This is a genomic window from Mucilaginibacter yixingensis, assembly GCF_041080815.1.
Taxonomy (GTDB): domain Bacteria; phylum Bacteroidota; class Bacteroidia; order Sphingobacteriales; family Sphingobacteriaceae; genus Mucilaginibacter; species Mucilaginibacter yixingensis.
The window spans coordinates 2,677,860-2,696,858 of the sequence record NZ_CP160205.1 but is presented as its reverse complement, the minus strand read 5'-3'; the positions used below and the strand labels follow the sequence as shown (position 1 = coordinate 2,696,858).

The following is an 18,999-nucleotide window of genomic DNA, read 5'->3' as shown; positions in this document are numbered from 1 at the left end:
CCGTATCTGTTGACATTCGTGAACAGTAGACAGAATATCAGTCTAAAAAACCGTAATCAAACTAAAATGATCTGGTATGCCTTAGAGCGGTCTTGTAGCGCTCTAAGGTGCCACTGGCAACCTGGCGCGGGCACTACCTTTTATTTCGATATTCCTTTTTTAAGCTGATCTCCGACCATATCCAAAACAATAACATGTTGAAGAAACGTTAGGCAGTAAGGCCTTTTATGCCATAGGAATTGGCGGGTGTGTTTATGGGGATAAGGCCAGAAACGGCGGGTATAGTTAGAGAACGAGAAACCGATGAATTTGTTGTAAAAATAAAAAGCACCTGCAGTAGGCAAGTGCTTTACGAAAATTGTATGGTAATTTCTTAGATAACTTTTACATTGATCGCATTCAGGCCTTTCTTGCCTTCTTCAACTTCGTAGCTTACCTCATCATTCTCATTGATCTGGTCGATAAGCCCGGTGGCATGAACGAAAATTTCGCTCTTGCTGTCTTGTTGTGAAATAAATCCAAATCCCTTTTGGTTATTGAAAAATTTCACAGTTCCTTGTTTTTGCATTATATCTTTTTATAATAAGTGCGCAAGGTACGTATAATAGTTTTAATTTAACTTTTTTTTAAATTATTAAAATAAAAATTAAATTAAAACATACTTCATTACTTCAGGTTGTACAGATGCGGGCGTCAGTAGGCGTCTATCTACCCCTCACTTATTAAAAAATCACTTCCGATGTTTCCTGAAAAAAAGCAAAAATCCCATCCCGGGATTTCATACCTGAATGTAACTACCCTATCATACGACGCAAATTATTCGTCCAACGCAGGAAAAATCATCGTGCCGATAATTTTCTTTGTCATATCTACGTTAATTACAGCCTGTGCTGCCTCCGGCGGGTTCTTTAAGGCCGGCACTGCTGCAAATATTTTTATGATGGTAATCCTGGCGGTTATCATCCTATGGGTCATTTCGGCTATCCGTAACAGGCAGTAAATTAAAACGATGAAAGTCATTCCCGAACAAACCGGTTTGGTATTTTAATAACAACCTGCTATACCTTAAGTGTATCTATGCCATGTTTCTTTCGTTTCGTGGGGAAAATTCCCGGCAGGCTTCCTGTTAGAATATTCATACCGCGCGGGTTTTTTGATGCCATAACGTAACATGTAACAGTCGTAATCAGGGAGCGGCCAGTACATTAGCTTAACTCATTTGGCACCTGGCCCTGCTTAAAGCTTTAGCTGGTCATTTTATGTTTTATTTTTATTTATAGTATGTGCTAACAAAATCATCGCTGGCTCGTTCTATTAAAACACTACTACTCATCAGCATACATCCCATGGTTTACCGAACAGGATTTTTACTCAGCAGGCATGGTATGGATCGCTATATTCAAGTAGAAACCATCTTGACCTATTACGAACAGCAATATATTTCTACGGGCAAGCATCTGCTATACCTGAATGAAAAATTTATAGGTAACGTAACCTTTGGGGATGAACAATATGCCTATAACGGCCTGCAGAATTTTGATACAGAAGATAAACAGCAGATCGGCGCATTTCTCAGCGAACTGATCATTCCGCGACAGCCGGACTTGGCACTGGCTTTTGGATTCGGTTTGCAGCAGGACGAAGCATTGTTTTTTTGCGAAGTAATTATGAACGTCGGACTTTACGAGATATGGTTAAACGGTGCCAATGTAGCCGTATTGTGCCAGGATCCGAAATGTAATTGGCGACAGCTATCGGGTACCAGTTTAACGGCCTCTGTTCTACGAGAGATTACCCATCGCATCGAAAATTATTACGATCAGTTCTGATCATTAAAACCAATCATCATGAGCACAGTATTTTACCGGTATTACCGGGTATTTAAAAACGACACTGCGGTTACCGAAGTGCCCGTTAACAATTTCAAACCTTTCATCATCCGGAAATTTAAAAGAGGTTTGCCAACTGCATTTCCGGTTGGGGGAGCAGACATGCAGCAGTTTTACTATGCACTGCCGCCGGACGATAGTATGTTTTATGGCTATCTTGATAAAGCCCACGCTATGGAAAAAGCGAAGGCCGGCGCACTTGTTTATATTTATCAAATGATTGGTGAGGTAGAACTAGGCATCAAAAAACTAACACAATACCGTGACGACCATTACGAAGATCTGAATATCAATTTGCTCGATGCTCAGATCCGAAAGTTGAAAAAAGATATGAACACGAAATAAATCGGGTGAGCGAATATTGTCGTTGTTAAGATAACGAGCATGATGTTTTAAAAGAACAAATAAGGAATTGAGTATATGCAGCTGACACCGGCTTTATCATAGAAATTGAAAAGCTCAGTTATCCTAATGTCAACCGTTTCCTGGCTGATAAACTTGAATTAACAAAGCCGGAAGAACAAGGTAATTAACTACATGGTGTCAGAATGTGGTTCTTTTCCCTTTAGTTCATCTGGCTGCTGTACTGATGTAGCTTGATCAGCAACACCGCCTATGTCGTTTCTGCCTATCTGAAAGGGGAGAGCATGGCCACCGTCAGCACCTGGGCAGACGAGAACAGAAACCCCAAAACGGTGTCCTGGTGAGCAGCCTTAATTATTTTAATATTCGGCATCTGATTTGTTGATCGAAGTCATCCTGATGTCATCAACACTTAATTCCGGATGATTACCATAAATAGTTCGGGCTCCCTTTTTACTGATAGTAACAAAAGCAATCAAGTCAGAAATGGAGCGAGAAGAGGAATTAGAGTGGGAGCGATTCCGTAAGCAGTTTGATATTGAACCTTGATCTCTTTGCTAATAAGTGATTATGTGTTAATTTTTCTAGAATCTGCTGAGCGCGCCTATAATTAAATAGGATGAATTTATAGAAAAGTGGTTCAAACTTAAAAACGATAGAAGGATTGCTGGATAGATAGATAGATAGATAGATAGATAGATAGATAGATAAATAGATAGATAGTCTCCTGGAAATGGTTAGAAGAAAAATATACAATCTTCTTAATTTATTGATAATCAGGTGATTGATTGGTTTTGTAAGTTTGGGTTAGCTTTTTTATAAGACATTGATTATCAGGATTTTGTGTTTTATATATTTTTGCCGATTTTGAATCGGTTTGTGTTTTGTAACTGACTGTTTTATAGTGATTTATGTTTTAAATGGTTCAAACCTAACCTTGAGCGGGTATAAAAACAAAAGCCGTAACTAATTTAAAATCAATTTGTTACGGCTAAAAGTGCACCGTTGACCGGGAATACTTGCAACATTTAGAAGCCTTTTTACGGCTCATAGAGCCCATAATTGACGATTTGAAGGGTAAGGGGTTTATATAAAACGATGAAAATATCTTGCAAAAAGGCATGTATAAGTAACTATGTAACAAACTTACCGGGTTAGCTTTGAACCGAAAATTTGGAGATTGGGAATATTTTACTGGTGGCAGAATGATGGCTTAAATAGAAAAGCTTTTTTAGCTATTGAACATTTTTTATTTACCAAATCTTTTCCAGTCCAGACGTTCCATGAAGAATTAGTTTTTAAAAGCTCTTTTAAAGTGACCTGTTTTAAATCAATATAATCGACGCAGAAATTCCAGCTATCGGATCTTTGGTCCTGGCCTTTATCAGGAATTTTAAGATTGCTGATATTTCCAGGAACAATTGAAGCATGTTGAGGTCCGTGCTTTATTAAATCCTTTTTTTTGTCGAATTTTGGAATATCTACAGGTATGTTAATGAACTACGACGAGCTAAACGAAGATAATAGAGACCTAATCGAAATCGAAGCAATTGATGAAGGCTTGATAGAGGACGGCCAGGACATTGTCAGTCCCTTCGATCCCAAAGATATTAAGATCATAGTTGAGCCTAAAACGATTGACCATCTCGTTCAGCGGCTGAAATATGATGAAATTGACATGAACACAGAATTTCAGAGAAAGGGGAACTTATGGAAACCTGACGCGCAAAGTAGATTGATTGAATCATTGTTGTTGCGGTTCCCGTTACCGGCGTTTTACTTTGATGCAGAAGACGACAATAGATGGTTAGTTGTAGATGGACTTCAAAGGATTTGGACCATTAAAAACTTCGTAGTAAACAGCGAAAAACCCTCCGAAGACAACAAGCCATTAGAACTGCAAGGACTTGATATTTTAACTGATTATAACAATAAGAATATTACCTTCAAAGATCTGCACAGATCAATGCAGCGTCGAATATTAGAGACGCAGATTACCACCTATCTGATTCAGCCTGGTACCCCAAAGCAAGTTAAGTATAATGTTTTCAGAAGGATTAATACGGGCGGCCTGGGACTAAATCCAATGGAAATCAGAAACGCCTTAAATATTGGCAATGCATCGACATTCTTACGTGGTCTTTCCGAGGATGATGAATTAAGATCCCTGATAAAAGTACAGGATAAGCGTATGGAAGACCGCGAACTTTACTTAAGGGCAATTGCATTTATCAATGTAGACCATACGAAGTATACAACCCCTTTATCCGGTTTCCTGGACAAAGCAATGGAGAATCTGGCTCGTTTAAATGCAAAGGAACTTGACAAAATCAAAAGCGGGATCATCAAAGCAATAAAGCTTCAAAAGGAGCTTTTCGGCCGGGATATTTTCAGTAGATCTATCGATAAGAAAAGTAATCTAAAACTCAATAGCGCTTTATTTGAGGTGTGGGTTTCTGAAACTTACAAACTCTTAGATGTCCAGCAGAAAAAACTAGTCGCTAACAAAGAAAGATTAGTAAAAAAATATATTCAACTGATCAGTGATCCCAGTTTTTCCCGTGTTGTTTCCACAAGTACCTCCGGCTATTCTTCAGTGCAATTGCGCTTTGATAAAATCAAGGAACTTATAAACGAAAATATAAAATGATCACCAGGGTACTCATCGAAAATTTTAAAGCCTTCCGCGAGGCTGAGATCAATTTAACCGCACTCAACTTATTTACCGGCCTCAACGGAATGGGTAAATCCTCTTTTATTCAATCTTTATTATTATTAAGACAATCAGAACTGGAAGGAAAATCTTTAACCGGAAGATTGATGTTAAAAGGCAGTTTGATTGATATCGGTAAAGGAAAAGATGCGTTCAGTATTAGTGCGACTTCGGATCATATCAAGTTTGAAGTCGATGAGAACTATAAACCTATGATCGATGTGCGATATAAATACCTCTCTGAGTTAGATGCGCTGCCTGTAGATCCAGAGCATGCTGTTTTTGAGAATAGCAAAGATCAATCAGCACTTTTTAACAGCAATTTTAAATACTTAAAAGCTGATCGAATAGCGCCTGAACATAACTATAAGGCTAATTTGTTTGCCGTACTCGAACAGCGTTTTATGGGTTATAAGGGTGAAAATACAGCACTTTTTATTGCTCTTTTTAAACTAGACCCGGTTACTATCGAAGAAGTTCATCATCCAAAAGCAAAAACCAATAATCTCATTGATAACATTGACGCCTGGATGAATGAAATTACTCCGGGGGCTCATGTGATATCAACCTATTATAACGATTTAGATGTCGTTAAGCTTTCCTATACTTTTGATGCGGGTAATGACGTGACGCCTGATTTTAGCCCCGTAAACACAGGATTTGGATTCACCTATACCTTGCCGGTAATAGCGACCGTTTTGTCTGCCAAAAAAGGAGATCTAATCGTTATAGAAAACCCTGAATGTCACCTGCACCCGCAGGGACAGGCAAAGCTGGGAGAATTGTTAGCTAAAGCTGCTGCAGGTGGTGCGCAAATCATTATTGAATCGCACTCTGATCATTTGTTAAACGGTATACGTGTAGCCGTGAAGAATAAAGCAATTGATTCAAATAGTGTTTCTATTTTTTATTTTGAGCGTGATGTTAACGACGATTTGCATACCACGACTATAGATCAGCCGTTCATCGAGTCTGATGGTAGATTGAGTCACCAGCCAACTGGTTTTTTCGATGAGTATGCTAAACAACTGGACAACCTGATCAGACCTGCTTAAAATGATTTACATGCTCAATGAGCTGTCTCTTTCCACGCAAGGAAACAGGAGAGAAGCCGAAAACAGTTTAGAGACATTTATTGCTGCTGCCACGAATGCCGGTTCGCATGGGTTTACACAACTGCGTCTTCATGAAGGTGCGATTCAGACGCTTTATCAAATTCCTTTAGCCGAAAACTTCAACATAGATCATTGGCTGAAGGACGGTAATGTCAATTCGGACTACAAAGACAAATTTCGCCTGCTGCTTTCTTCTTTTCCGTTGTTCGGTGATGAAGAGCTTGAAGCCGCAACTGAGTTAAACAACTCCGAGTTTAAGCATCAATTAGATACTGACGAGTCCATCGCTTATGGGCTTGGTGCGGCATATCTTTTCGATACGCTCGCCATCAGCCTAATAACTCATAATTGTTGGAAAAAAAGTTTTATTGATCTTTCGCATTATTACATTACCGCGAGTGGCAATGATCAAACTACTTCTGTTAAGGTAAAACACTTTTATGATGAAAAATCATTTGATGAACATTTAGACTGGTGGAAAGAGCAGCAAGTTGATTCATTAAATAAGGCAAATGAACTATGGGATAAACGCGACGAACTTTTTAAGAACCTTATTTTTAGTCCGGAGGTGCAGGTTTCTTTAAAGCGAATAGGTTTTTCCAAGTTTTTTTATCAGATAATTGATCGTTTGAAGGCATTGGACTCATTTGCTGCAAATTGGAAACAAGGGGCATTTGAAACGAAAGAAGTGAACGAAACGACTAATTTAAGGATTTCGACCGAGTCAGATCTTACCCTGCGTAGTTACGGGACATTGCGAAAATTTACAGTTGAAGGGAAGGGAAAGAAAGTTTTTGATCATCATATTAAAACCGGAGAATTACGATTTCATTTCTATCCAGATAATAGTAATCACAAAATCTATGTCGGGTATATAGGGCCGCATTTGAAAACCTGGTTGTTTAAGTAACATACCAAGTTAGGCTATGAAAAATAAGCTTATGCGAATAGGCAGGTGGGTTATCGGTAATCATTGAAAGAAGACAAGTGAAAAAGTAACACCCTGCCGCACTCGCTGCGCCAGGGTGTTAACCTAAACCTTATCACAATTAAACTGGTAAGTTTACCAGTTCAAGAGGGCAAGTTAAGTAATTTTGGACTTATGAGCATAGTACAGTCTGTTCATACTTTATCTTTTTTAGTTTAATGAAAATAGTCAACATATCTCTTCAGATTGTTAGGTTTGAATATTGATTGGTGACTTAAAATATTTTTATAGTAGGTCCTAATTCTTATATCGGACACTATAAATACAATAACTTAGATCATTTTGACCTAATAAATTCCTAAGCCAGATGAGTGAGAAAATTAAATTCACTAAAAATCACACATTACATTTTACGCTACTTCTTTTCTGCTGCGGCTTATTATTTTTTACCGGCCCGATTAATATTTTTCTGAATTCGGTTTTAGTAAAACCGTTGATTTCCGGCTATGGAAAAGGTCTGTTCAACGACTATTTATTATTGTTTTTCTCCGTGGCACTCATGCTGTGGTTGACAAAATATGGCGAAAGTAGGTTCTTTCTTATGGCAGCAGAAATTATCACCAGGGAAGATCTTGAAGTATTCAAGAAAGACCCGATCAACGAAATAAAAAAATTTCTGGGCAATTATAAGCCGGTAGACTCCGAATGGATAAGAAGTAGCCAGGTCTCCGACAGCGGCCAGCACCTCTGCTGCTTTAAAATGGCGGTCAGCGTTCTCACGCACCTTCGGGTAGACCGTTTTACAGGTCTTGGCATCAAGGCTGCGAAAAATATTGTTAGGTCGATCAACAGGCATAACTTTTACTTTTTTTGTTTTCTGTCGCGTTTGCGGAGGCCTTTTTCAATTTTTCGGCGTTCTGAGCGGGTGGCCCCTTTATCAGCGATGGCAAATGCCATCATCTTATTAAAATGGTCCATGTAACGGGCTTGTATGCTTTCGCATAGCGCATCGCTTTCCGGGCTGCCTAAGCCATCCGAATATCTGGCCGCGATATAGATACGGTGCAGCAACCGGTAATACTTTTTTTCCAGTGCATGACGAAACAGTATATCGATAACCTGGGGCGATTGAATGATATTGGCTTGCATGGCCTGTACGATAGGTTCGACGATTCCAATACCTGAATGGGTGATATTACCAATATTGCCTACTTCGTGGTTGGTCGGCATAGGCTCATAAAAGGTATTGACGTTCAATGACCGGACCTGGAAATTCGTTTGGCCTACTGCTGCGATACAACGCGCGCGCTCCATATCGGGATGTTGTGAATCATCGACAAATTGCAAAGTGACCAGATGGGAAAGTATCAGGTAAGGAAATAAATTGCCGATGTATTTTTGTTCTTCTCCCGGTTCAATAGGTAGCGTGATATGTCCTTTTTCCGGTAAGTACAAGCGGACAAGGCCGCCTCCGGTCGCGGTTTCTATTTCCGGCTTATCTGACTGAAGTTTTCTGATAAAGGCGCTGAACAGGTCAAGCTCTTGCTGATAGCCCCAGTGGACAATGGTTTGCGCCGCAATGATTTCGCCAAAAGGCAGGTATTGGTAAGCTTCGAGAAATTCCGGGTAATGTTGGTGGAAATCCGCAAGAAGCAATGGTTGGAACCGTGCTTTCAAATGTTCGCCGGCATTTTTAGCGATAAGCTCGGGGAGTTTAGGTAGGAAAACCCAACGGTCGTCCGGTAAAAGTCTGCGTTCCAACAAACCGGCAAGTTTCAGCCGCTCAATGACTTCGTTTTCAAGATGTTTTTTTAACTCTTGCTCTGCGATGACCGGCAGGTTAAGCGCCATCAGCTTCAGGTCGCCCTGCTCGTTTCGGAGCGGCATACTCTCCATAAAGGCAACGGAAAGCGCCTTGAAATCCTGGCGGGTCTGCGCATCGAAATGCCAATGATTACTGATGAGTTGCAGGAACTGGAAACTGGGCACGGCCTCGATAATTCCCAAAGCGGTCGCCTGGGTACGTTCTGCGCGGATGGCTTTGGCGATGAGCCGCCAGACACGGGGATTTCGGTATTCGCCCGCAAAGATGCCTCCGGGAAGCACCATGCCACCATACCGGTCATACAACAACTGGTTGGCCAGCTCAAACTCTTTGCTTGAAAAGGTTTTGAGCCGAATACGGGCAAACCGCTCACGGTAAAAGTTGGTGGTCGTCCGGCCTGCTGTTGTCGTCAGCAGGTCGTAGTTGGCATTATCCGTCGCCAGGATGACCCGGTTATTGTCAGCCTCGAACACATCAAACAATTCTGCGATATCGGCTTTCAGGTGTTCATCCGTATCGTGCCTGAAGTGGTCGTATACGACCACAAGCCGGTCTTGCGGTGACCTGTTGCTGCTGAGCAGCAACCATTCTTTTACGCGCTCCTCGGTGACGGGGTACCGCATCCGCATGGTAATGAAGTTGGATAGACGACGGAATATGTTGTAGTTCTGATCGGCGGCGTTGATATACAGCAACGCTTGCCCTGCGTTTTTAGCGGTTTCAAATAACTGATAGAGTAAATTGGTTTTGCCGACAAATGGCTCGCCGGTCAGGAAAACCCCGGGCGTTTTTTCGAGTTGATCCCATATCTTTCGTTCAGCGGAACGCGCGACCTTAAAGTCGCGCATAATGGGTTTGCTAATGTCTTCGGGGTCACCTCTGAGTTGCTCAAATGCGTTATGGGAAATGGTATTGATTACATCAAAAATGACACGGTGATCTGCTTCCAATAACGTAGAAATGGCGTTTTTCAAGCTATTGGCACTCAATAGGAGACCTTGCCGAAATAAGTTTTCAATGAATTGGATGTCCATCGCTTCTTCTTTAAAAGGTTCCCCATCGAAGGTATTGATGAGTTGGGTGGTTGTGCCGTCCGTTAAAATCGTCAGTGGGCATATGGGCTGGGTCAAACGGGCATAGGATACGCCTTGACGTATATCTTCCGGCTCGATGCCGTTACCAGGCTTTTTTAGTTCCAGCAACGCAAAAGGTTTGCCCTGGAATTTCAGTAGAATATCGTAGATGGCGCTTTTGGCGTATTTGCCGGGTTCTTTGCCGTCAATGACCACAGCATGATGACCGAATTTTAGTGAAAAAGCGTGTTCTTGCTCGATTTGGCCTTCTTGTAAAGTTGGAAAGAGCTGGCCGATGATCTGGGCGACGTAGGTTTGGAATTCATGTTCATTCATGGCTATCCGTTTGTGTTAAGGTTAATGTTTGTGCCGGCAGGAGTAATTGCCGCCAGTAATATGGGAAAATGTAGGTGCGGTAGTGCCGGCTGGCCAACAGGCCGATGGTCGGGATGCCGTTTTTGATAAAGCTGAATTCCTGTTCATGGCAATTGTTGGCGAATTCTTCGCTGATGAGTTGCCGGCAGTTTTCCATTTTTTCGGGAAGTTTGATTCCGGACAAGGCGTAGCCGGATTCTTGTGTCGCATACCTGGTGTATAACAGTTCTTCCGTTTCTTTTTCGGGGAACCATAGCAGTAGTTCGGTGTCTTTTAGGAAACGCTCCTTTAGTTCCCAGAACAGCCGGTAAAGTTTCTCGTCGCCGATGACCACCGCCCATTCGACCAGCACCGTGAACAGGTTGCTGGAATTGTATTCGTGCGCTCTTCTCAATTCGTAATCGATGTCCAGTTGCGCGATAAGCCGGCGGTCGTTGCTCATGACCGGGAATACATTCAGGAACAGTAGGCCTTCACCCATTTGTTCATTGAACAAGAACAGCAGGTTGGCGATCTCCTGTTTTCTGCCTACTTTATAAAGTAGCAGGAATAGCAGGCATATTTCGATATGCTGGTCGTCCGCCCGTGGGCTGTAAAATATTTTGTTGTTATTCAGGGTATGAATGAGGGCATCGGCGATCTCGTTCGCTTTGCGCAAGAACAGGGTGTTGATGTCATCGACGACCGGCGCGACCGAGCGGTCAAGCAGTTCGGACATTTGCAACACGTTCAACCCGGCCATGGCGAAGATGCCGACCTGCGTGTACAGTGAATAGGTATAGGTCAGCGAATTACCATGCCCACGCCCAAAACCTTCCTGTATCTGGGTGATATAGGCGATTTTATGGCAGTAAGCCAGGTAGGTGTCCATCAAAGCGCGATGCGCATTGATAAAAATATGCGTGTAATCTTTGTCTGACTCGACCGGTATCAGTTCCGCCCAAACCATTAAGACATGCTTTTCCACCGCGCGTATGGCGTGAAGCAGGTTTTCGGCCTGTTCGCAATACTTGAGTACAATAGAAATGATGACTTGGAGTTCACGTAGGAGTTTGAGTTTGGTCTTTTTGGACCGGGCTGCCTTAAAGTCCTTGGAGAACGAATCGAACAAGCGGGTCAGGTCGGACAGGTCGTAATCCGAGTTTTCGAGGTGGATAATGGTTTTACGCAGATTAGACCGCACTTCATGGGAAAAGCTTTGTTCATTGAGCAGTTTGTCTTCAAATTTTTCCAGAAACCAACCCTGCTGCCATAATGCGTATTCGTATTCCGGGTAGCTTTCGGTATAACCCCGCCAGTTTTGCTGCACGTTCTGTTTGAATTCCCCATTAAAGGCGACCACAATTTTGATGGGTAATTTTTTATGCTGGGAAGCCAGGTTGTTGCGGATAAAGACGGTGCGGATTTCATCAAGGCTTTGACGAACGCTGTTCTGGTCGGCATCCCAAACCTGCCGGGTGAGGTCGCCTTGTTTCACCGTAATGAGGAAAATCTTTTTTCGGCCTTCATCTTCAGGGTCTTTACCAACCGCGTAAACATCTACGCCGAACTGCCGGCCACGCTCGGGACGGGTGAAAATGGTAATGCCATAGGCCTTGAGGATATCCTGCAGCAGTTTATCCAGTTCGCCGTCCTCCTTCAGGCTATTGATATATTCAGTTAAGATTAATTTCATTGCGTTTGATTCTTTGATAATTTCGGCGGAGGGATTCCTGAAAAATGGGATTTAAGCGTTCGCCCGATGGAAACTCAGCGCTGGTTTCGATATGGGCCAGCGGTGATGGTTGGTGCACCGGTTCATTCTTTCGCCGGATCGCCCAGCGGTGTGAATGAACGGACACGCTTTTTCCAAAATCCGCCCAGGCCGGTCGCGGGGCTGCTTTAAACTCGGCAGTGAACTTCTCCTGCGTGTAGAAGCGGATGTGTTCAGCTAGTTTTCTATCGGAGCGTAATTCCGCAAAGTCCTTTACTTTACGCAGGTTCTCGAAATAGGCTTCGTAGTGAGCGTCCAATGCCTGGTAAAAACTCCGGGTATAGGTTTTGGTGTCAGGGTCTTTGATACGTGTCTTGATAATATCCAGCGTAGACCGATAATTATAGATGACATAATTATACATCATATTAAAGACTTCCTGTGCCAGGTGGTCTTCACTGGACTTGATACTTTCGATGAGGGACAACATCAGATTTTGCAACTCATCTTTACTATAAATATAACCGGCTATCTTATAACCGATAAACAACTTGTCGCGTTCGGATAATCCGGCCAGTTCGCTTTGCGAAAGTTTGAAGTCCGCCTCATCAAGATCCTGGACCGAGCATAGTTGCAATAAGGCATGGTAAACCAAAGGTTCACCCATGTTGAACCACTTGGTCAGTTGAACGCTGAACAAGGCCTTGTCTTTTTGCAACAGCATATACCAGTGCCTGGTCAAAAAATAGTCCCGTCCCAATGCCACCCAGCGCAGGGTCTGCAACTGGTAAACTTTTTCCACGGAATACTCGGTCAATAACTGTAGCAGGTGGTCGCACATGCCCGTCAATTCCTTGATTGGCTTGACGATGATCAGCCCCGCGACGGTATTGAACCAGCCGCTTTCGTGTTCGGCTGGGAAACAGGTCAGGTAATTAATGATTTGCAATAATTCCGCCGTATTAGCCGATGACTCAGCGCTTTTCTGAAGCGTGGCACGGATCATGACGCTGTCAAAGCGTCCCATGATAACAGCCTGTACGAATTGTTCAGGCAAAAGCTGTCCGCTGGAACGATAGTCAAATAACGCCGTTTCAATAAGTTCTTTTGCACCGGCATCAGGTGGACAAGCCGCCGCCATAGCGGATAAAACATCAGCGAGATAAGTATGTTCGTATTTGGTAAGCAGCGTTTCCAGGTAATGTCGAAAACGCTCCGGGTTGTGTTTAGCCAAAGCTTTCATGACCGCAGGTAGCACCTGTCGCAAGGCATCTTCTTCAAAAATGACGGACAGGTGGTGCTCGATGTCAGTGGCGAAGGCCATGTCTTTTTGGATTTTTTCAACCATTTCCGCACTGATTTGGTAAAGCGCGCCCGAATAAGGTTTTTGTGCGACTTCATCACGCAGGTATTGCAGCAGCGCATCTGCGTTTACCTGGCAATGCAGAAAACTATAATCCAGCAACATGGATGCTGCGCCTTCCTCTGATTTTTCATCAGCCCAATCGGCCCAGCTTTTCAGTTGTTGATGTTCTATATAGACGATAAAAATAGCCTTGTCCTGCCAGTTCGGCATCAGCGGTTTGTAAGGGAATACATCCGTTATATATTTCCTGAGCTTTTTAAAAGTCCTAATGGCCGGCCTGAGGTTGTCGACTTCCAGCCCGATGGCCAGGAATTGGAGCAAGGGCGTGGCGACTTTCTTTTTTTCATCAGCCAACCTCGTCAATGTTGCAGAAGCTTGGTAGACTTCAAGAAGGTCGAATAGTATCGGGCATTCCATGAAATCCGGGTGAAAGGCAGGTAAAACTTGCCCCATCATTTGCTGAACCGTTTCCCGCTTTTCGCGCAGCAAGATGTCAGCAGTGGCCAGACAGGCATGAATCAAGTGGGTGTCTTTAGTCATAATTTATAGGTGGTAACCTGGAACTAGGCGGTAGTAAAAGACAGCTTTGTGCGGATTCAGGTTAGTCACACAAAATACAAAATATTCTAGCAATTCATGGCGGTGCCTGTGGCCCGGGCTATCTGCTATATATGCCTGTTCAGGCAGGATACGCTTTCTATCCCTACCGCAGCCTCCGGCATTTTCGCTGCGCTGCAAAAGCCCCGGCGAAGATCAGCGCATCGCGCCGCTATAATTCATAATCAATGAATTCGCGGCACTCCGCACTGGCTGTTGGGAGACCCCTGCGGGAACACCGGACCGGGCCTCCCCATGGTCGGTGCCGCGCGCAGCCTTCAGTGCCTTTAAAGGCTGCGATGGCAGTTCGTCTTTCCCGCCTTTGATAACGGTTGGTGGTGAAGCTATAAAGTGTTCACCTTCTCTATTTGGCCTTTGATGCCATCGAAGTTATTGACTTGCCGAACGCTGGTCAAAAAAATCTCCACCCATGCGGGTCGTAAAGACCACCTGAAAGTCTTTGCGCTTAAAGGTAAGACCAAAGCCAACGGCAATACGATGTTGTATAATGCGCCATTTTTTAACCTGTATGTGGATGGTAGCGTGTGCATGGGAACGGTCAACATCAATATTGACAGGCAAACCCATTTAGAGCAGTTCATGGCACAATGGGAAAGCTAATGCCGATGAAATATCTCTATGCCTTTAACCAAAGCCTACCTCTTTAGACCTACCCATCTGACAGCCAAGAATCAACCAAGCCCTTCGGGTGCGGCGCCCGGCAACGGTAGCCGGGTTCGCAGTTGGCTTTTTGCTGTCCCCACCTTTTAGCTGCATTATTCTTCCCTTTCTTTTTTCTTTAGTGGCCTTCTTGTGTTTGATTTTGTTCTCATTTGACCTTTGCTGAGGCAAATTTACCCCTCTTCGGCGGCCAAGGCCAGGCTTTGTGCCGCTTAAAAAATCTCCACACTTCCGTTTCTCTCCAGGTTGTATTTTTTGCGTCAGCCTTGTTCCGCCAGCCCCACCCGCAAGTGTTTTGCCTCTATCAAAGGCCAAAAGAGATTTTAAGCCGAATGGACCCGAGAAACGAAGTATTTACACTTAAAAATTAAAATTATGTACACAGGAAGATTAACCGACAATGCAAAGGTTAAAAACGTAAAAGGCGACAAACAGGTAACTGAATTTACCTTGGTTATTAACAGACGCTACAAAAACGCCGCAGGCGAAAAGCAGCAGAAATCGCTTTTCATCAATTGCTCTTACTGGCGCAACGCAGGTATTGCCGAATACCTGACCAAAGGCGCTATTATCACCGTTTCCGGTTGGCTTGGCGCTGATGCGTGGATCGACAACGAGGGCAAGCCGCAGGCGGCTATTACACTCTCTGTCGATAATATCGAACTGTACGAGGGTAAGCGTCATGACATATCAGGTGCTGTAAACGGCACAGGGGCGAAAGGACGCGGTAAACGCAAAGATAAAGCCATTGCGGATGTAGGCGTAATGGTAGCTGAACCCGCAGACGATGACCTGCCATTTTAATTCCCCCTATTCATCCAACCATTAATTTTTGAATCATGGCACACAATCTGGCAATCAACCCGCAAAATAACGAATACAGTTTTTTCAGCCGCAAAGAGAAAGCATGGCACGGTCTGGGCACCATCGTAGAGGATTATCCCAGCAGCGCGGAAGCGTTAAAGTTCGCAGGACTGGACTATACCGTTGAAAAATGGCCGCTTTTCGCCCGCGACCCGCAAGGGCATATTGCAGACGAACAGGATGTTCCCGATCGGTTTGCAACCGTCCGTACGGATAATAATGCTGTACTGGGTACGGTAGGTAAGGAGTACGAGATCATTCAGAACGTTGATGCTTTTACTTTTTTTGATAGCGTCGTTGGCGGTGAGGGTATTCTATACGAAACAGCCGGGGCGCTCGGTAAAGGGGAGCGGATTTTTATCACCGCCAAACTCCCTGACTACATCCGCGTAGGTAAAGGCGATTGTTTGGAGAAATACTTGGTGCGCCCATAAGGGTATATAGTGAATGTAGCTTTGGCAAGCTATTAGGCAAGTGTTTATATCGCCTATCAACAGCCGACTTATCTGAAAGGGAAACTGGACAGGGAGTGTAGCATGTCGGAAAAGCCATAAGTCAACTAATTGTCGTGTTGCGACTGAATGGCAAGTTGAAAAGTAGATATGAGGATGAAATCTATTCTGATTGAACGAGAGCCTTAGCGGTTAGTTGTCTAAGCACGGACGGAAGACAGTTATAAACGTCGGTATTGTGATACTACAACGTAAACAGATAGCGGATGTAGCATAACGTATCACAATCGCAGCTACAATAAGTAGAAACAGGTTAAATCGCATCCGACAATCTACAAAGCCAGGTCACTATATATCTAAATGGGGATTACCTAAATCGGAATGCCACTGGCGTGGCTATGGGGATAGCCCCTGAATATTCGACATGGTAACGGAGCTCCCGTAGTAGTCCGAGCAAGGGAAAGCCTTGTACATGGCGAAGGGGATGCAGTTGATTCAGTTTAATATGATTAAAGGAAATTGTGAGAGACATGAGAAGTCCCGAAAAAGTATTAAACAGTCTAACCGAACACAGCAGTGACTTAAACTACAAGTTTGAACGGCTGTACAGGCTACTGTTTAACGAAGAGATGTATTACACTGCTTATCAGAATATCTACAGCAAAGTAGGTAATATGACGGCAGGCACCGATGGCACAACCATCGATGGCATGAGTATATCCCGAGTTAAACGGTTGATAGCTACGTTGCAAAACGAAACTTATCAACCAGCACCATCCAAAAGGATATACATTGCCAAGAAAAATGGCAAGAAACGTCCTTTAGGTATTCCAACATTCATCGACAAACTGCTACAGGAAGTCATCCGGATGATACTCAATGCAATATATGACGGTAGTTTTGAAAATACTTCTCATGGTTTCAGACCTGAAAGAAGTTGTCACACAGCGCTGACCAAAGTTCAAAAGACATTTACAGGAGCAAAATGGTTTATCGAGGGAGATATAAAAGGTTTCTTCGATAATATTAACCATGACGTTCTCATCCATGTTTTAGGTGAACGTATCGCAGATGAAAGGTTCATTCGATTAGTAAGAAAGTTCCTCAATGCAGGTTACGTTGAAGATTGGGTATATCACAGATCATATAGTGGTACACCTCAAGGTGGTATCATTAGCCCAATACTGGCTAACATATACCTTGACAAACTGGACAAGTATATTAAAAATTACATTAGCCAGTTTGATATTGGAACATCAAGAAAGCTTAACCCCGTACTCCGCCAACTGGTACTAAAGAAACACCGCTTAGTTAAGAAACTCAAAATTGAAAAGGACGAGAATGTTAGAAAGCAGTTAATTGAACAAATTAAGGGAATAGTTAAGGAACGACAGAAATATCCTCCTATGGATGATATGGATAAAGGTTTCAGGAAACTAAAATATGTCAGGTATGCAGACGATTTTCTCATAGGTATCATAGGTAGCAAAGATGATTGCAGAAAAGTAAAAGAAGACATTAAGGCTTTCCTTAATGACACACTTAAATTGGAACTTTCAGATGAAAAGACCCTGATAACCAATGCGAATTGTCATGCAACGTTCTTGGGCTACGATGTATTCGTACGTAAATCAAATAATACGTTAACGGATAAAACTGGTAATCCTATCAGATGCTTCAATAGTAAGGTGGTACTTTACGTCACCACAGAGGTAATGAGAAATAAACTACTGGAATATAAGGCTTTGAAAATAACAACGCCCAATAAGAAAGAAGTTTGGAGAGGCAAGTCCCGTGGAAATATGATAGGGTTTGATGCACTGGAAATAATCACCCAATACAATGCCGAGATATTAGGCTTCTATAATTACTATTCAATTGCCAATAACAGCCACATTATCAACTCTTTTTATTACATCATGCGATACAGTATGTATAGTACTTATGCAAGTAAATACCGCTCCACGATATCGAAGTTGATGTACAAATACAGAGTAAATAAAACTTTCTCTATACCCTACACTAATAAAAAGGGCCAGACAAAGTATCGTCCTCTCTACAATGGGGGTTTCAAACGAAAGACACCTACGTACGACAGCGAAGTAGACACCATTGCCAAAACAGTAACCTACACAGGGGGCAGAAACAGCTTATCGGACAGGCTAAAAGCACGCATTTGTGAGTATTGCGAAGCCACGGATGATATAGAAATGCACCATGTAAGGAAACTGAAAGACCTTAAGGGTAAAACGGAATGGGAAAAGAAAATGATTGCAAGAAGAAGAAAAACCTTAGCAGTATGTTCAACATGTCACGACAAATTACACGCAGGAAAGTTAGACTGAATGAATTGATGGAGAGCCGTATACTCGGAGACGGGTACGTACGGTTCGGGGGCAGATTCAGGGAAACCTACTACAGCAATGTAGTGCAAGGCGCCAGGTCTCGAGCCTACTTCCTGACCACTTCGCACGATGGTTACGGAAGCATCACCGCCGCATTTACTCCGGTGCGTGTGGTATGTAACAACACCCTTAACGCTGCGATGCGGAATCATACCAACGCTATCAAAATCCGGCACACTTCCGGCGCAAAGGAGCGGTTAGAGGTTGCGCACAAACTGATGGGTATCACTCATAAACTGAGCGATGAACTGAGCGGGGTATTTAACCAGTGGGCAAAGGTACGTATCACAGATACGGAACTTAAGAAGCTGATACAGGTGGCGATGGTGCCCAACAAAGAAACTGCGGAAAAGCTGTTCAGCGGTAAGCACGAGGAATTATCAAGCGTGTACACCAATATGGTGGACAGGGTGTACGAGTATGCCCAAAGTGCGCCCTCGCAGCTACAGGACACTACAGCCGGGACGGTGTTCGGCGCCTATAATGCAGTAACTGGCTATTTCCAAAATGTACGCAAGTTCAAAAATGGCGAAGCCAAACTGCAATCCATTATGGAAGGCACCGGCAGGCTAAGGGCGCAGGCCGCATTTAACCTGTGCGCAGAGTTCGCAGCAGGCTTACAAAAAGGCGCTTATCTCATCAATTAATGACAGGAGGGGG

The 18,999-nt window shown here is 43.3% G+C and carries 15 protein-coding genes and 1 pseudogene; 11 read left to right on the top strand and 5 right to left on the bottom strand.

The window, feature by feature from the left end; translation table 11 throughout:
• Nucleotides 1-373 precede the first annotated feature (373 nt).
• Nucleotides 374-568: a cold-shock protein gene (locus ABZR88_RS11070; RefSeq protein ID WP_107830243.1), complete on the bottom strand. Its 195-nt coding sequence runs from the start codon at nt 566-568 to the stop codon at nt 374-376.
• Between the two features lie 171 nt (nt 569-739).
• Between ABZR88_RS11070 and ABZR88_RS11065 the strand changes: the two genes are divergently transcribed.
• The 6 genes from ABZR88_RS11065 to ABZR88_RS11040 all read left to right on the top strand — a co-directional run bounded on the left by ABZR88_RS11065 (nt 740) and on the right by ABZR88_RS11040 (nt 6,990).
• A complete protein-coding gene (locus ABZR88_RS11065) occupies nt 740-1,000 on the top strand; it encodes a hypothetical protein (RefSeq protein ID WP_146166586.1) in 261 nt (86 codons plus the stop codon).
• Between the two features lie 283 nt (nt 1,001-1,283).
• Entirely contained in the window at nt 1,284-1,829 is a 546-nt protein-coding gene (locus tag ABZR88_RS11060) for a hypothetical protein (RefSeq protein WP_146166585.1), read from the top strand.
• Between the two features lie 18 nt (nt 1,830-1,847).
• On the top strand, nt 1,848-2,234 hold the full coding sequence (locus ABZR88_RS11055; RefSeq protein ID WP_107830238.1) for a hypothetical protein: 387 nt from the start codon (nt 1,848-1,850) through the stop codon (nt 2,232-2,234).
• Between the two features lie 1,513 nt (nt 2,235-3,747).
• Entirely contained in the window at nt 3,748-4,902 is a 1,155-nt protein-coding gene (locus ABZR88_RS11050; protein WP_170113656.1) for a DUF262 domain-containing protein, read from the top strand.
• The gene (locus ABZR88_RS11045) at nt 4,899-6,020 is read left to right on the top strand and encodes a DUF3696 domain-containing protein (RefSeq protein ID WP_107830234.1); all 1,122 of its coding nucleotides are present in this window, start codon (nt 4,899-4,901) and stop codon (nt 6,018-6,020) included. The genes ABZR88_RS11050 and ABZR88_RS11045 overlap by 4 nt, the downstream gene beginning before the upstream one ends.
• Nucleotide 6,021: 1 nt before the next feature.
• Nucleotides 6,022-6,990, top strand: a complete 969-nt coding sequence (locus tag ABZR88_RS11040; protein WP_146166584.1) for a hypothetical protein — start codon at nt 6,022-6,024, stop codon at nt 6,988-6,990.
• A 553-nt stretch (nt 6,991-7,543) separates the two neighbouring features.
• On the opposite strand, the gene ABZR88_RS11035 is transcribed toward ABZR88_RS11040, so the two are convergent.
• Genes ABZR88_RS11035 through ABZR88_RS11020 form a run of 4 tightly spaced genes read right to left on the bottom strand, consistent with a single transcriptional unit; the run spans nt 7,544 to nt 13,880 of the window.
• The gene (locus ABZR88_RS11035) at nt 7,544-7,864 is read right to left on the bottom strand and encodes a hypothetical protein (protein ID WP_107830230.1); all 321 of its coding nucleotides are present in this window, start codon (nt 7,862-7,864) and stop codon (nt 7,544-7,546) included.
• Between the two features lie 5 nt (nt 7,865-7,869).
• The gene (locus ABZR88_RS11030; protein WP_107830228.1) at nt 7,870-10,242 is read right to left on the bottom strand and encodes a hypothetical protein; all 2,373 of its coding nucleotides are present in this window, start codon (nt 10,240-10,242) and stop codon (nt 7,870-7,872) included.
• Nucleotides 10,235-11,956, bottom strand: a complete 1,722-nt coding sequence (locus ABZR88_RS11025; protein ID WP_107830226.1) for a hypothetical protein — start codon at nt 11,954-11,956, stop codon at nt 10,235-10,237. Before ABZR88_RS11025 ends, ABZR88_RS11030 begins: the two co-directional genes overlap by 8 nt.
• A complete protein-coding gene (locus ABZR88_RS11020; RefSeq protein ID WP_107830224.1) occupies nt 11,937-13,880 on the bottom strand; it encodes a hypothetical protein in 1,944 nt (647 codons plus the stop codon). Before ABZR88_RS11020 ends, ABZR88_RS11025 begins: the two co-directional genes overlap by 20 nt.
• A gap of 435 nt (nt 13,881-14,315) precedes the next feature.
• Here ABZR88_RS11020 and ABZR88_RS11015 point away from each other — a divergent pair, with 435 nt between their 5' ends.
• The 5 genes and pseudogenes from ABZR88_RS11015 to ABZR88_RS10995 all read left to right on the top strand — a co-directional run bounded on the left by ABZR88_RS11015 (nt 14,316) and on the right by ABZR88_RS10995 (nt 18,986).
• On the top strand, nt 14,316-14,558 hold the full coding sequence (locus tag ABZR88_RS11015) for a hypothetical protein (RefSeq protein ID WP_107830222.1): 243 nt from the start codon (nt 14,316-14,318) through the stop codon (nt 14,556-14,558).
• Between the two features lie 435 nt (nt 14,559-14,993).
• Nucleotides 14,994-15,422: a single-stranded DNA-binding protein gene (locus ABZR88_RS11010; RefSeq protein WP_107830218.1), complete on the top strand. Its 429-nt coding sequence runs from the start codon at nt 14,994-14,996 to the stop codon at nt 15,420-15,422.
• Between the two features lie 35 nt (nt 15,423-15,457).
• A pseudogene (locus tag ABZR88_RS11005) lies at nt 15,458-15,904 on the top strand (DUF932 domain-containing protein); the annotation flags it as partial.
• A gap of 560 nt (nt 15,905-16,464) precedes the next feature.
• Complete coding sequence (locus ABZR88_RS11000; RefSeq protein WP_107831787.1) at nt 16,465-18,279, top strand: reverse transcriptase/maturase family protein; 1,815 nt, start codon at nt 16,465-16,467, stop codon at nt 18,277-18,279.
• Nucleotides 18,243-18,986 carry a DUF932 domain-containing protein gene (locus ABZR88_RS10995; RefSeq protein WP_369434723.1) on the top strand — a complete coding sequence of 248 codons (744 nt, stop codon included), beginning with the start codon at nt 18,243-18,245 and terminating at the stop codon, nt 18,984-18,986. Before ABZR88_RS11000 ends, ABZR88_RS10995 begins: the two co-directional genes overlap by 37 nt.
• Nucleotides 18,987-18,999 lie beyond the last annotated feature (13 nt).

Excerpts from the sequence above, each read along its gene's own strand:
- ABZR88_RS11070 (WP_107830243.1), bottom strand. The coding sequence starts at position 568 with ATGCAAAAACAAGGAACTGTGAAATTTTTCAATAACCAAAAGGGATTT.
- ABZR88_RS11065 (WP_146166586.1), top strand. The coding sequence starts at position 740 with ATGTTTCCTGAAAAAAAGCAAAAATCCCATCCCGGGATTTCATACCTG.
- ABZR88_RS11055 (WP_107830238.1), top strand. The coding sequence starts at position 1,848 with ATGAGCACAGTATTTTACCGGTATTACCGGGTATTTAAAAACGACACT.
- ABZR88_RS11050 (WP_170113656.1), top strand. The coding sequence starts at position 3,748 with ATGAACTACGACGAGCTAAACGAAGATAATAGAGACCTAATCGAAATC.
- ABZR88_RS11045 (WP_107830234.1), top strand. The coding sequence starts at position 4,899 with ATGATCACCAGGGTACTCATCGAAAATTTTAAAGCCTTCCGCGAGGCT.
- ABZR88_RS11040 (WP_146166584.1), top strand. The coding sequence starts at position 6,022 with ATGATTTACATGCTCAATGAGCTGTCTCTTTCCACGCAAGGAAACAGG.
- ABZR88_RS11035 (WP_107830230.1), bottom strand. The coding sequence starts at position 7,864 with ATGCCTGTTGATCGACCTAACAATATTTTTCGCAGCCTTGATGCCAAG.
- ABZR88_RS11030 (WP_107830228.1), bottom strand. The coding sequence starts at position 10,242 with ATGAATGAACATGAATTCCAAACCTACGTCGCCCAGATCATCGGCCAG.
- ABZR88_RS11025 (WP_107830226.1), bottom strand. The coding sequence starts at position 11,956 with ATGAAATTAATCTTAACTGAATATATCAATAGCCTGAAGGAGGACGGC.
- ABZR88_RS11020 (WP_107830224.1), bottom strand. The coding sequence starts at position 13,880 with ATGACTAAAGACACCCACTTGATTCATGCCTGTCTGGCCACTGCTGAC.
- ABZR88_RS11015 (WP_107830222.1), top strand. The coding sequence starts at position 14,316 with ATGCCATCGAAGTTATTGACTTGCCGAACGCTGGTCAAAAAAATCTCC.
- ABZR88_RS11010 (WP_107830218.1), top strand. The coding sequence starts at position 14,994 with ATGTACACAGGAAGATTAACCGACAATGCAAAGGTTAAAAACGTAAAA.
- ABZR88_RS11000 (WP_107831787.1), top strand. The coding sequence starts at position 16,465 with ATGAGAAGTCCCGAAAAAGTATTAAACAGTCTAACCGAACACAGCAGT.
- ABZR88_RS10995 (WP_369434723.1), top strand. The coding sequence starts at position 18,243 with ATGTCACGACAAATTACACGCAGGAAAGTTAGACTGAATGAATTGATG.